This is a genomic window from Paraburkholderia phenazinium (assembly GCF_900141745.1).
GTDB lineage: Bacteria > Pseudomonadota > Gammaproteobacteria > Burkholderiales > Burkholderiaceae > Paraburkholderia > Paraburkholderia phenazinium_B.
The window spans coordinates 2,073,144-2,085,921 of sequence record NZ_FSRM01000002.1 but is presented as its reverse complement, the minus strand read 5'-3'; the positions used below and the strand labels follow the sequence as shown (position 1 = coordinate 2,085,921).

The window sequence follows — 12,778 nt, the reverse complement described above, 5'->3', positions numbered from 1 at the left end:
CATCCCGCGTATGTGTCAGGCGCTTTGCGACGAAATGACCTTCTTCAGGATTAAGGGAATCACGCCACCGGAACGCAACAACTCAATTTCCAGCTTTGTTTCGACGGCGGCGGTCGCAAAGATGGTCTCGCTGCTGTCGTCGAAACGAACGATACGGACCGTCACGGGACCTCGCGGAGCCAGCAGTTCGGCGGCAGCGTCGACCTCGATTCTATCGCCGGGCTGTATCTCCAGCGTCACCGGATTCGTTCCGGCCGGCAGGCGTAGCGGCAGAATGCCCATGCCAATGAGATTGGAACGATGGATCCGCTCGAAGCTTACCGCCAGTACCGCGCGGATTCCCAGCAGCCGTTGACCTTTGGCGGCCCAGTCACGCGAAGACCCCGTTCCGTATCGCTCTCCAGCAATCAGGACTACTGAGTCGCCAGCGTCGCGATATCGTTGAGCGGCTTCGAAGATCGGCACGACCTCTTGTGTCGGCACGTGCAGCGTGTGGGCGACAGGGGCACCCGGCTTCAGCAGGTTGACAAGCGTCCGGTTAAAAAACGCCGCACGCACCATGACTTCCCAGTTGCCGCGCCGGGACGCGAAGACGTTCAGATCGTTGCGGTCGTCGCCACGTTCGACCAGGTAGTCCGCCACGAAGCTATCCGGCGGGATGGCACTCGCCGGAGAGATATGGTCCGTCGTCACATCGTCGCCGAGCACGAGCAGCGGATACGCCTGGTAGCGTCCGAGCTGGCTGCCTTCGCTGGTCGAGGCGAACGGCGGCCGGCGCAGCGCCGTCGATTTCGGGTCCCATGGATAACGGGCCGAGGCCGGCGATTGCAACGCATGCCATTGCGGATTGGCGCTTGCCGCAGAAAACGCCTCCGGATAGTCCGTGGATTCAGATGCGGCGGCTACGTGCGCCGCGATTTCCTCGCGCGTTGGCCATAGATCCGCGAGAAAGATCGGCGCACCCTGCGCCGTCACGTGCAACGGTTCACGGCTCAGGTCCCGCTCGGCATCGCCAGCCAGCGCGAAGCCGATCACGAGCAGCGGCGACATGATGAACGCGAGGTCAAGTTCGGCGTGAATCCGGCCCGGAAAATTGCGGTTACCCGAAAGCATCGCGACCGGGTAGATGGCCTTGCTCGCCATGCCGTCGCGAATGGGCTTGGTTAGCGGTCCAGAGTTTCCGATGCACGTGGTACAGCCATAGCCGACGATATCGAACCCCAGCGCGGAAAGATCGTCCAGCACGCCGGCCCGCTGCAGATAGGAAGCCGCAGCAGGCGAGCCCGGCCCCAACGATGTCTTGACCCAGGCTGGAACCGTCAGCCCGAACGCGCGCGCCTTGCGTGCAACGAGGCCTGCCGCGATCAGCAACGCCGGATCAGAGGTGTTGGTACAACTCGTGATCGCGGCAATCGCGACTGGATGCTTCGGCAACGGCGGATTCGCCGTAGCGGGCTCGAAGCCCAGCTTCGCGAGTACGGCGGGCATTTGCGAATAATCGAGCAGGTCTTGCGGGCGACGCGGACCGGCAATGTGCATGCCGATCGAACCGAGATCGATTTCGATGGTGCGTGTGTACTTTGGTTCGGCCGACGGGTCGAACCACAGCCCCACACGTTTCGTGAATGCTTCGACAAGTTCGACCGCTGCCGGCGAACGATGTGTGGTGCGCAGGTAATCGAGGGTCGCTGCGTCGACCGGGAAAAAGCCTGTCGATGCGCCATACTCCGGCGCCATGTTGGCGACGAGCGAGCGTTCGCCCGCGCTGAGCGTCGCGACGCCCGCGCCGAAAAACTCGACGAACTCGCCCGATACGCCAATCTGCCGCAGCCGCTGCGTCACGGTCAGCGCCAGATCCGTCGCAAATATGCCCGGCCTTAACGCGCCCGTGAGCCGAACGCCAATCACATCTGGAATGCGCTGCATAACCGGCATGCCGAACATCACGGTCTGTGCCTCGAGTCCTCCCACTCCCCACCCAAGCACGCCGATGCCGTTGATCATCGGCGTATGGCTGTCGGTTCCGATGAGCGTGTCGGGCACCGCCCATTGCTCGCCATCGCGCTCCTGCACCGTTACCACTGTCGCCAGTTGTTCCAGGTTGATCGTGTGCATGATGCCCGTGCCGGGCGGGTGAATCGTTACGCCGCGCAGCGCCCTTGAGGCCCAGCGGAGGAATCCGTACCGCTCCCGGTTACGGCGAAGTTCAAGCTTCAGGTTCTGTCCGGCCGCATCGGGAACGGCGAAAAATTCGACCGCGAGCGAGTGGTCGACCGATGAATCGACCGGCAGGACCGGGTTCAATGCCGTCGGGTCCGCTCCAGCTTCTGCCACGGCATCGCGCATGGCGGCAATGTCCACGAGCGCCGGCGTGCTGGTGGTGTCGTGCATCAGTACCCGGTTCGGCTGAAAAGCGATTTCCACCTCACTCGTGCCGCGCGCGAGCCACGCAAGAATGCCTTCGACCGCCGCGCGACGCTCCTCGCCGACGGCGTTGCGCACCACATTTTCGAGGAGTACGCGCAGCACGACTGGCAGGCGCCAGAGGGTATCGCCGAATAGTCCGTGAAGATCGACGAAACGAAAGGAGGACTGCGAGGTGAGCAACCTGGCTGTGGTGGGGGCGTGGGGGGTTTCCATGACAGCATTTTTGCACTTTTTCTCGTATAAATGCAATAACGCAAAATTCCTCCCGCTTGTATATGCCTTGCCGCGTGCGATCGGTCTGTGGATGTCAGCGGGTCGGCACCCGCAAGTGTTCGCGGTATGTGGAGAACTGCGGGATTCAGGGAAGTTTACGGCCGGCTTCGTCAGCGGTCTTAGGACGCTCTGATAGACTGCCTTGTGGAACGACACGACCCAAGGCCTTTCCTGTCAGCACATGACCAGGCGCCCGGATAAAGATGAGCCAGCGCGTTCGGGGAAACATCGTCTTTAACCAATGCGTCTGGTTACCGGCACCTATAGCCCCTTGAGATCGTCATCCGCAAACGGGGGCGGGCATTGGCCCGCATAAAGGTGCTGCCAATGAAAAACACTCAACAAATCTATTCATTGCCGCGCGGTCGGCTGGCAAAGTGGCTCGTAGCGCCCGGTCAGGACACACCACACGAGATACGCGTCGCACTGGTCGGCACGCTGTTCGGAACACTCCCCATCTTCTTCGGCGGCGTTTCCAACACGATCGCGGTCGCATGGGCTCTTGCCTATCGACACCCAACGTTGCCCTTCCAGTTGTGGCTCGCGGCGGAAATACTGGTCTGCGCAACCCGCCTGTGTGTACTTTTCTTTTCGCGGCGGCGGGCCGCGCAGGCCAAGGAAACGCCCACCGACCTCTACATCCTGCTGGCGCCGCTGTGGGGCGCCACGGTCGGCTATGGCGCGTTTGTCAGCGCGATCAGCGGCGACTGGGTTGCCGCGACGCTGTCATTCCTTTCCGCAGCTGCGATGGTCGGCGGGATCTGTTTCCGTAATTTCGCCGCACCGCGGCTCGTTGCGGTGATGATCTTCTGTTCGCTCGGACCGTGCTGCATCGGCGCGCTACTCGCTCGCGAACCGGTCCTTCTTCTGACGCTGCTGCAGATCCCCTTCTACATGTTTGCGATGAGTGTTGCCGCGCAGCGGCTGAACGGCATGCTCATTTCGACGATGAAAGCCGAACGCGAGAACAGTCACCGTGCGCGTCACGATGGACTCACCGGACTACTGAACCGCGAAGGTCTCTTCAAGGCTGTCGGGCCGCGTGGCACACCGCCCGTCACGGCCGGCATGACGCTCCTTTATCTCGACCTCGATGGCTTCAAGCCGGTCAACGATGCCTACGGCCACGAGGCTGGCGACATGCTGCTGATTCAGGTTGCGACGCGCCTGCGCGCACTCGGAAGTCCGCATGCGCTGGTTGCGCGTATGGGCGGCGACGAATTTGTCATCGTTGACAGGATCGTGGACGGCCATGCATCGCAAGAAATGGCAGCAGCTGTTGCACGCGCAATCGAGCAGCCGTTCGAGATCGCGCCGGGTCTCGCGATTACCGTAGGGGCAAGCGTTGGCATGGCGACTGTAACGACAGAGGACACCGATATCGACGCAGTACTCCGTCTGGCGGATAACGCGATGTACGACGCCAAGCGTAGAAAGAAAGGTGGGCTGGGGCTTGAACACCAGGCCCCGGAAGCCGCGGGTATTGCGGTCGAAGCGTTCGTTGTCGAAGGCCCGACTGATTGAACATCGCGCGTCGCACCTGAGCGGTACCACGGCCAGGTGCTCAATCGAGGTCTGACGAAAGCTCTCAACGTCTTTCCCGCCAGCCTCATCTCCTGTTCTCCATTTCGTCCAGTTTGCAGCGCTCAAGCAAATATCGCTGCATGACTGGCTTCTGCACGCCTCAGCGGTACTCCACCCCCACGTAAACCATCCTCGGCAAATGGGTTGACACGCCTCCGCCATCGACCTACTATACAACAATGATGCATGCGTTCACTATTGTTGAATACATGCACCTGATCTAGCAGGAGACATCAAGGCTTTCACGATCGCCATCATTTATTAAGGATTCCTTTCAATGAAAAGCATCTACTTTGAACGTCGTCAGAACGTAGGCCATATCGTATTGGCCAACCCTCCCTCGAATCTCATCGCGGCTGATTTCGCAGACTCCCTCGAAACCTCCGTGCGCGAAGCCAGCAAGGCCGATATCCGTGCGCTCCTGATCCGTGCAGATGGCCCAGATTTCAGCAAGGGTGGCGACGTCCTCGATTTCATCGACAAAGGTTTCGATGACTGGCGGACCTTCATAGCGCAGATTCACCATACGTATCGATCCATTGAAGGCCTCCAGATTCCGACGATTGCCGCCGTGCGCGGCGCGGCATTCGGTGGCGCATTCGAACTGGCGCTTGCTTGCGACTTCATCGTCGCCGCGGGGAACGCCACCTTCCGCTGCATTGAAGCATCGGTGGGCTCGGCCCCTGTCGCGGGCGGCGTACAGCGTCTGGCGGAAAGAGTGGGCCGCGCGTATGCAGCGCGCTACGCGATGCTGAGCGAATCCATGTCCGGTACGACCGCCGGTCAGCTCGGTGTTGCCGCTTTCGTGGTCGACGAAGATCAGGTCGAGCGTGTTGCCGGGGATCTCGCCACCCGGCTTGCCAACGGGCCCACGCGCTCGTACGGCGCCATTCGCGCCCTCCTCAAGGCATGGTCGGGCGGCGGCGTGCCTGGTGCCGACGTGCTGACCCTCGACCTCACCATGGGGCTGCACACAACGGAAGACGCCAGGAAAGGGCGTACCGCCCGTGCGGAAGCCGTCGCTCGTGGCGAGGAACCGGCTCCGGTCGTGTTTCTCGGCAAATGAGCCATCAGGCAAGCCCATTGCACGGAAGACACCGATGAACACGCTTTCACATGAGCGCGGAACACGTTTCCCTGAACTGATCGACAAGACCATTGGCGATGCATTCGACGAGGTCGCCGGCAATATGGGCGACCGCATTGCGGTAGTCAGCCGGCATGAAGGAGTCCGACTCACCTACGGCGAGCTTCGTGAAAGATCGGACCGGCTTGCGGCCGCACTTCTCGATTCAGGGCTCGTGCCCGGCGACCGGATCGGAATCTGGTCTCACACGAATGTCGCGTGGCTGCTGTTGCAGTTAGCCACCGCCAAGGCCGGACTGATACTCGTCAACATCAACCCGGCCTATCGGACTTCGGAGCTGGAGCATGCACTCAACCTGGTGGGATGCAAGGCCATCGTGACGATGGTCCGCTACCGGTCGAGCGAGTATCTGAACATGCTGCGGGAACTGGGAAAAACGCGGCTGCCGACCCTCGAGACGATATGGTGGATAGACGACGCCGACTGCCCCGACGAAGCCGGCGCACAACGCTTCTCCGAGCTGCTCAGCTGCGCCCCTGCAGACAGCGCATCGCTTCGCGACGCACGCCGTGAAGTGCGCCCGGACGATGCCGTCAACATCCAGTTCACGAGCGGAACGACGGGCCTTCCCAAAGCCGCCACGCTGAGTCATCGCAACATCCTGAACAACGGTTTCTTCGTAGGCGAGTGCATGAAGCTCAGCCACGAGGATCGCGTATGCGTTCCGGTTCCGATGTACCACTGCTTCGGTATGGTCATGGGCAACCTCGCGTGCCTGACCCATGGCTCGACGATCGTCTACCCCGCCGAGCGCTTCGACGCAGAAGCCGTTCTGGAGACCGTCCAGGCAGAAAAATGCACTGCCCTGTACGGGGTGCCGACCATGTTCATCGCTGCGCTCAATCATCCGCGCTTTGCGCAGTTCGATATGAGCAGCTTGCGTACCGGCATCATGGCCGGTTCGCCTTGCCCGATCGAAATCATGAGGCGGGTTGTCGGCGACATGCATCTGTCTGAGATCACCATCGCTTACGGCATGACGGAAACGAGTCCGGTGAGTTGCCAAAGCACGACGGATACCCCGGTGGAGAAACGGGTGTCCACGGTCGGCCAGGTGTTGCCTCACCTCGAAGTAAAGATTGTCGATCCGCTGACCGGCCAGACCGTGGAGCGCGGTCAGCCCGGTGAGCTCTGCACACGTGGTTACTCCGTCATGCTCGGTTACTGGAACCAGCCCGAGCGCACGCGCGAGGCCATCGACGCGGACGGCTTTATGCACACGGGCGATCTCGCCACGATAGATGCGCACGGCTACGTAAATATCGTCGGGCGCATCAAGGACATGGTCATTCGCGGCGGCGAAAACCTTTATCCCCGGGAAATTGAAGAGTTTCTGTACACGTGCCCAAACGTTCTCGACGTGCAGGTGGTCGGCGTACCGGACAAACAATTCGGCGAAGAACTATGCGCGTGGATCGTCGTCCGACCGGGCGCGGCTCTCGACGACGACGCTGTCCGCGCCTTTTGTCAGGGCCGGATAGCGCACTACAAGGTTCCCAAATACATCCGCTTTGTCGACTCGTTTCCGACCACCGTGACGGGAAAAATTCAGAAGTACCTGATCCGGCAAATCATGAGCAAAGAGCTTGGCCTGCATGAGCAACACACCGCGTGACGCTCCCCGGTCAGGAGCCCACATCAATTCCGTTACCACCATTTGCCGGAGTGCTGCCATGGCAGAAGTTGATATACAAACCGTCTATTTCATCGCGAAGGATATGGACCAGCTGGAAGATTTCTACGTATCGGCGCTGGGGATGCCTGTCCAGTTCCGCGACGAGAACAAATGGACTCAATTCCGCCTGCAACGCGGTGCATTTGCCCTGAGTTCGCCAGAGGAAGCAGCTGAAGGAACCGTCGGAGCCGTCCCCGTCTTTCAGATCGCCAGCGCGGACCAAGACGAAGTCAGGCAGAAAATCGTGTCTGCGGGTGGCCAGCTACTCGCGCAGCGCGACATGGGCACGCACGGCGTCGTTACCACCTACAAGGATCCGGAAGAGAATATCTTCCAGGTATTCAGCAAGTCTTCGACCCGCTAAGTCAGAAGATCACTCATTTCTCACCTTACTGGAAAATCGATGAAATTCGGCATCTTTGATCAAAATGATCGCAATGGTCTGCCAATTCATAAGCAGTACGAAGATAGAATGCAGATTATCGAGCTTTATGACAGGCTTGGCTTCCATTGCTATCACATGTCGGAACACCATGCGACCACGCTGAGTGCCTGCCCGTCGCAAAGCGTGTTTCTCGCCGCTGCCGCGCAGCGCACGGAAAGACTGCGCCTGTCTCCGCTGGTCTACATTCTTCCGATCCATCACCCCGTGCGTCTCGCGGAAGAAATCTGCATGCTCGACAATCTGAGCGGCGGCCGCCTGGAGTATGGCGTAGGCCGAGGCGCCTCGCCCCACGAGATCGAGGCGCTCGGGATCGATCCAGCCACAGCGCAAGCCAGATACGTCGAGTCGTATGAAATCATCAAGCGCTATCTCAGCTCGGACACCCTCAACTACGAAGGGACGTTCTGGCAATTCAACGACATGCCGGTCGAACTCAAGCCGCTGCAGACGCCCCCTCCGACCTGGTACGCGCTGGCATCGCCGGAATCGACGGTATGGCCGGCCCAGGAGAAGATGAACATCGTATGCGGCGGTCCGATCCAGCGGGTCCGAGCCATCACCGACCGATATCACGAAGAATTTGCAAAACGGCACCCGTCTGTCGCTGAGCCGCTCATCGGCGTGAATCGCTATATCGTCGTCGCGGAAACGGATCAGGAGGCTATGGAAATTGCCTCGCGGGCATGGTCGGTGTTCTATCCGAACTTTTTCAAACTCTGGAAGAAGCACGGGACGGAACCGGTCAACCAGAAGCTTCCGCCGACAATAGAGCCGCTCGTGGAATCGGGCCTCGCCGTCGTGGGCCGGCCGGAAGCCGTCCGTGAAAAACTGCTGGCGCAGGCGCACGACGGGGGGTTCAACTACCTCATCGGCACATTCATGTTCGGGGACATGTCGGTATCCGAAGCAAAGACGTCTATCGGCCTGTTCCACGAGTCTGTCATGCCGGCGTTCGGCGAGTCGCAAAAGGTTCTGTCATGACTGGAGGTACTTCGTCAGACAAGGAACGTCCTGCAGTCAGGACGTTCGACAAACGTCAGTTGAGAGACGTACTGGGCTCTTTCGTAACCGGTGTCACGGTGGTCACCACCGTCGACGCCGAGGGACGCATGCACGGCCTCACTGCCAATTCGTTTTCCTCGGTATCGCTGGATCCGCCTCTCGTTTTATGGAGTCAGGCGACATCTGCGGGAAGCCATTCGGCGTTCAAAGATGCCCAGAGATTCACCATCAACATCCTGGCTGAGCACCAATACGACCTTGCCAATCACTTTGCGACCCGGTCACCGGACAAATTCTCCGGCATCGACCATGACCTTGGCGTCGACGGGCTGCCGCTGCTGCGTGATTGCAGCGCATGGCTGGAGTGCGAGGTGGTCTCCCGCTATCCCGGCGGAGATCATGTGATTTATGTGGGCTCGGTGGATAGCATCCGCCAGAGTACGAGACGGCCACTGGTATTCGGTGGCGGGCAGTATCTGGTCGCCGACCCGCACGACCTTGGCGTGGCGCCAGTCGGCACGAAAGGCGCGATGAAATCGCAGCCCCATGCTGTCCGGCTGGCGAGCCGCGCCATGTTGCGGCTCGCGCAGACACTCGACAAGACCCTTGCGCTGGTAGCGTGGGGCAATCACGGTCCCACGGTGATCGCGTGGCAGGCCGCCACCACGCCCGTGGCCGCCGATCTGCCGCTGGGACTTGTGCTACCGGTGACATCCTCCGCTTCGGGGTTGGCTCTCGCGGCCTTCCTTCCGCCCGAGGCGGTCGATCGATTCGTGACCGCAGAACTGCGTGATAACGCGCGACAAGCCTCTGGCGAACCGCCCCTCACCGCGGAGTCACTTGCACGCGAACTGGAATCCGTCAGGGCCTCACATGTTGCGACGAGGCGCCCCGCGCCGTTTTATGACGACCGGACACTCGCTAACGCCATCAGCGTGCCGATTCTTTCTCCAGGCGGACTGGCCGTGCTGGCACTGACGGCGATCGGCCCAGCCGAGCAGTTCGATGCTGCGGCCGACAGTCCTTGTGCAGAAGCCCTCGGGGCCGCCGCGCGCGAGATCTCCGCTGCGTTGAAAGAGGCGTGAACCGGCTTTTGCCCTGATTAAAGCGACTGATATATCGGCTGGACTCCTAATCATGACTGAAACAGACACCCATCTTCTTGAATCCCCGCTGCCCGCCATCGAGGAAGCCACATTGAACCTCCCAACACTCGGGGACAAACGAGTGATCACATATCGGGCTACCGGCGACGCGAACGCGCCCGCCATCATGCTGCTGCATGGCATTGGTTCGAGCTCGGCGGGATATCGCGCGCAGCTCGCGGCACTGAGCAAGAACTATCGGGTGATTGCCTGGGATGCCCCCGGCTACGGGCAAAGCAGTCCCTTCGCGGTCAGCACGCCGGCCGCAACAGACTATGCGGATGCGCTCGCGGGCATGTTGTCCGCGCTAGGCGTCACGCGTGCAACCGTCGTAGGCAGTTCATGGGGGAGCGTCATCGCCGCGACGTTTGCGGCGCGTTACCCGGCGGCTACGCATGCCGTCGTCCTGAGCGCTCCCAATGTCGCACGAGGACACCTGTCCGGTGCCGAGCGCGACGCGGCGCGAGAAGCTCTGATGCGAAGTGCAACGGCACAATCGCCCGAAGCGCGCGCCGCTGTAGTCGACGCTCTGCTCGCGCCAAACGCCGCCCCCCTGGTTCGCGCGGTCGTATCCCGGCTGCGAGACGCGGTGACCCCTACAGGTTGGGCGCAAGCCGTGGATATGCTCTTCTCGACGTATACGCCATCCGTAATCCGTTCGATCCAGGCGCCGATCTCCGTCGTGGTCGGCAACCTGGACCGCCTCGCTCCGGTTGAAGCGCATGCCCGGCCGATTCATGAGGCCGCTCGCCATTCGACACTCCATGTGCTCGATGCGATCGGCCACATGCCGAAACTCGAAGCGCCAGAGGCGTTCAATGCCATCGTGCTGGCAGCGGCGGGCGCTGGGACAGACGGCGCGCACCGGCTTTGAGCGCCCAGCTTCTACCCGATCTTGCGGGGGACCTTTCCGCCGAGCGCAACCGTAGCTCGAACCGCGCTATCGAGCAGCGCCTTGATCTCTTTACCTTCAATTTCCGTGTTCAGTGTTGCAGGCGATCCGATGAGACTGATGGCGAATCGGAGATCACCGTCCCTGTCCCAGATAGGGGCCGCGACAGACACGTAACCCATGTCCCCGCGATGAACCGCTGTGAAGCCGCAAGTGCGCAATTCAGTGATCGCTTCGTCACGGAAGGAAGCGGGGCTCCATTCCTGTCCCGCGGACAGTTCGCGGCTGATGAGATCGTCGGTGCGCTCGGGTTGGAGACAGGCGACGAACAGCTTTCCCGCGGCAGTCGTGACGAGCGGAATCAGGCCCGTTCTCAGCTCAAGAATGCTGCGGGTCTGCCCCTCCTGCTTGAAGAGACTAACTGGTCCATCTTCGGTCCACGCGGTCACGGCCGCACCACTCAGGGTGGCTTCCCGCAGGGCGATCACCTCCCGGCGCACGATATCGAATCCGTCCAGCTGGTTGATCGCGCTCATACCCAGTGCGAGCGACGCTGGCCCGAGCTTGTAGCAGCCCGGTTTTTCGTCCGCCGATACAAGCCCGGTTCGCACCAGACTGATCATGTAGTTGCTTGTCGCGCTCGGCGACAGTTCGGACAACGCAGCAATTTCCCTGAGAGGGAGTGCTCGCACACTCGTCTGCAACGCCGACAGGATCCGGAACGCAATCTCGACAGACTGAATGCCGCGTCTCGCAGTCACATTGGTCATTTTTCAGCCGCAGTAGAAGTCATAAGAAAACGCCGCCCGGGTTTCCACGGACGTTCATCGTGTTGACACGTCCCGGGGCGGCCCCTATATTGTTCAACATACATTGTGTCATTCATTACTGTTGAATGCAACACCGGCGAGCTGAGGCGATTACGCACGAGCGAGCAGCTGGGACAAACGATTGAATTTTTATCCGCTCATTTCATTAGTAGTACAAATATTTTTTGGATTTCCCTTAAATCAATAACTTGTTCGGAAGAGCAACAACCGGATTGGAGACAGGGCATGGCAATCTTTGGACGTACTGTGGCAGGCGCGATCGTGGCACTTTCCGTGACCAGTTCCGCCAACGCGCAATCCAGCGTGACCTTATATGGCATTGCGGACACCGCAGTCCAGTACATCAGCAATGTCGGAGGACATGCCCTGTTTCAGGAGGAAAACACGCACTCCCCCGACATTTTCGGCATCAAGGGAGTTGAAGACCTAGGCGGCGGGCTACGCACCGTCTTCGATCTGCAGAACGAGTACACGCTGAACAATGGCGAGGCGCTGGTTCCCGGCACGCTATTCAACAGAAAGGCATACGTCGGACTGCAGTCGGACACCTATGGAACGTTGACGCTCGGTCACCAACCCAGCTTCATGTATGACGTTCTGTCCAGCTATCAAACGCCCTTTATACTGGGGAACATTCTCTCGCTTCACCAAGGCAACCTCGATGAGATTGCCAACTTCTTCCAGTTCAACAATGCGGTGAAGTATGTGAGCCCGACCATCGGCGGGTTCTCCTCGGGCGCCGAATTTGCATTCGGAAATGTGGCCGGCAATTTCAGCGAGAGCAGGGACTACTCGTTCTTTGTCCAGTACAAGGGCGGACCTCTGAGTCTGGCCGCCACGTACGCGAACGAGAACAATCGCTTTCTGGAGCTCTCCAGCGCTATTGGGCTTCCTTCGCTGTTTGGCACCTCGCTTCCTCAGGCCGAGGGCGTTGTTGCCAACAAGCTTGTCAATTGGGGACTCGGAGCGTCGTATCAGTTTAAGAATGTGCTTCTGCACACCACGTTTACGCAGTCGCGCATCACCTTGGCAACGGGCCAGGGTAACGCCAACACCGTGGACGCTGGTGTGAACTGGACGATCGTACCCGACGATGTCATCGCGATTGGCGGATGGGTGGAAAATCTCGACGGCGGTGACTGGAAGACCATTACCCTTTCAAACTCGTACCTGTTCTCGAAGCGAACGACGGTCTACCAGCAAGTGACCTATCAGCATGCCTCGGGCACCAACGGCATCGCTTCGCTCACGGGAGCTGGCGTGGCATCCGGCCGGTCAGTGACCGCCATCTCGGTTGGTATTCAGCATTTCTTTTAGGAGTGCAATATTTATGTTTCGCACATTCCCCCGCGCAACGC

General features: G+C 60.2%; 10 protein-coding genes. 8 read left to right on the top strand and 2 right to left on the bottom strand.

All coding sequences use genetic code 11. The features are described from left to right. Window positions 1-15: 15 nt before the first annotated feature. Window positions 16-2,640 carry an aconitate hydratase AcnA gene (gene acnA / locus BUS06_RS29210; protein WP_074267842.1) on the bottom strand — a complete coding sequence of 875 codons (2,625 nt, stop codon included), beginning with the start codon at window positions 2,638-2,640 and terminating at the stop codon, window positions 16-18. Between the two features lie 387 nt (window positions 2,641-3,027). On the opposite strand from acnA, the gene BUS06_RS29205 reads away from it, so the two are divergent. The 7 genes from BUS06_RS29205 (at window position 3,028) to BUS06_RS29175 (ending at window position 10,572) form a co-directional block, all read left to right on the top strand. Continuing rightward, window positions 3,028-4,224, top strand: coding sequence for a GGDEF domain-containing protein (locus tag BUS06_RS29205; RefSeq protein ID WP_074267841.1), 1,197 nt, complete (start codon window positions 3,028-3,030; stop codon window positions 4,222-4,224). A gap of 337 nt (window positions 4,225-4,561) precedes the next feature. Beyond that, a complete protein-coding gene (locus BUS06_RS29200; RefSeq protein WP_074267840.1) occupies window positions 4,562-5,350 on the top strand; it encodes an enoyl-CoA hydratase/isomerase family protein in 789 nt (262 codons plus the stop codon). 34 nt (window positions 5,351-5,384) lie between these two features. Beyond that, window positions 5,385-7,046: an AMP-binding protein gene (locus BUS06_RS29195; RefSeq protein ID WP_074267839.1), complete on the top strand. Its 1,662-nt coding sequence runs from the start codon at window positions 5,385-5,387 to the stop codon at window positions 7,044-7,046. Window positions 7,047-7,104: 58 nt separating this feature from the next. Next, window positions 7,105-7,470, top strand: a complete 366-nt coding sequence (locus tag BUS06_RS29190) for a VOC family protein (RefSeq protein WP_074267838.1) — start codon at window positions 7,105-7,107, stop codon at window positions 7,468-7,470. Between the two features lie 39 nt (window positions 7,471-7,509). Continuing rightward, on the top strand, window positions 7,510-8,532 hold the full coding sequence (locus BUS06_RS29185) for an LLM class flavin-dependent oxidoreductase (RefSeq protein ID WP_074267837.1): 1,023 nt from the start codon (window positions 7,510-7,512) through the stop codon (window positions 8,530-8,532). Further along, a complete protein-coding gene (locus BUS06_RS29180) occupies window positions 8,529-9,638 on the top strand; it encodes a flavin reductase (RefSeq protein ID WP_083611655.1) in 1,110 nt (369 codons plus the stop codon). Before BUS06_RS29185 ends, BUS06_RS29180 begins: the two co-directional genes overlap by 4 nt. A 52-nt stretch (window positions 9,639-9,690) precedes the next feature. Next, entirely contained in the window at window positions 9,691-10,572 is an 882-nt protein-coding gene (locus tag BUS06_RS29175; protein WP_083611654.1) for an alpha/beta fold hydrolase, read from the top strand. A gap of 11 nt (window positions 10,573-10,583) precedes the next feature. On the opposite strand, the gene BUS06_RS29170 is transcribed toward BUS06_RS29175, so the two are convergent. Continuing rightward, complete coding sequence (locus BUS06_RS29170; protein ID WP_074267834.1) at window positions 10,584-11,360, bottom strand: IclR family transcriptional regulator; 777 nt, start codon at window positions 11,358-11,360, stop codon at window positions 10,584-10,586. 285 nt (window positions 11,361-11,645) lie between these two features. On the opposite strand from BUS06_RS29170, the gene BUS06_RS29165 reads away from it, so the two are divergent. Next, window positions 11,646-12,737: a porin gene (locus BUS06_RS29165; RefSeq protein WP_074267833.1), complete on the top strand. Its 1,092-nt coding sequence runs from the start codon at window positions 11,646-11,648 to the stop codon at window positions 12,735-12,737. Window positions 12,738-12,778 lie beyond the last annotated feature (41 nt).

Coding starts and splice junctions, on each gene's coding strand:
- BUS06_RS29185 (WP_074267837.1), top strand. CDS start 7,510: ATGAAATTCGGCATCTTTGATCAAAATGATCGCAATGGTCTGCCAATT.
- BUS06_RS29195 (WP_074267839.1), top strand. CDS start 5,385: ATGAACACGCTTTCACATGAGCGCGGAACACGTTTCCCTGAACTGATC.
- BUS06_RS29205 (WP_074267841.1), top strand. CDS start 3,028: ATGAAAAACACTCAACAAATCTATTCATTGCCGCGCGGTCGGCTGGCA.
- BUS06_RS29200 (WP_074267840.1), top strand. CDS start 4,562: ATGAAAAGCATCTACTTTGAACGTCGTCAGAACGTAGGCCATATCGTA.
- BUS06_RS29175 (WP_083611654.1), top strand. CDS start 9,691: ATGACTGAAACAGACACCCATCTTCTTGAATCCCCGCTGCCCGCCATC.
- acnA (WP_074267842.1), bottom strand. CDS start 2,640: ATGGAAACCCCCCACGCCCCCACCACAGCCAGGTTGCTCACCTCGCAG.
- BUS06_RS29180 (WP_083611655.1), top strand. CDS start 8,529: ATGACTGGAGGTACTTCGTCAGACAAGGAACGTCCTGCAGTCAGGACG.
- BUS06_RS29165 (WP_074267833.1), top strand. CDS start 11,646: ATGGCAATCTTTGGACGTACTGTGGCAGGCGCGATCGTGGCACTTTCC.
- BUS06_RS29190 (WP_074267838.1), top strand. CDS start 7,105: ATGGCAGAAGTTGATATACAAACCGTCTATTTCATCGCGAAGGATATG.
- BUS06_RS29170 (WP_074267834.1), bottom strand. CDS start 11,360: ATGACCAATGTGACTGCGAGACGCGGCATTCAGTCTGTCGAGATTGCG.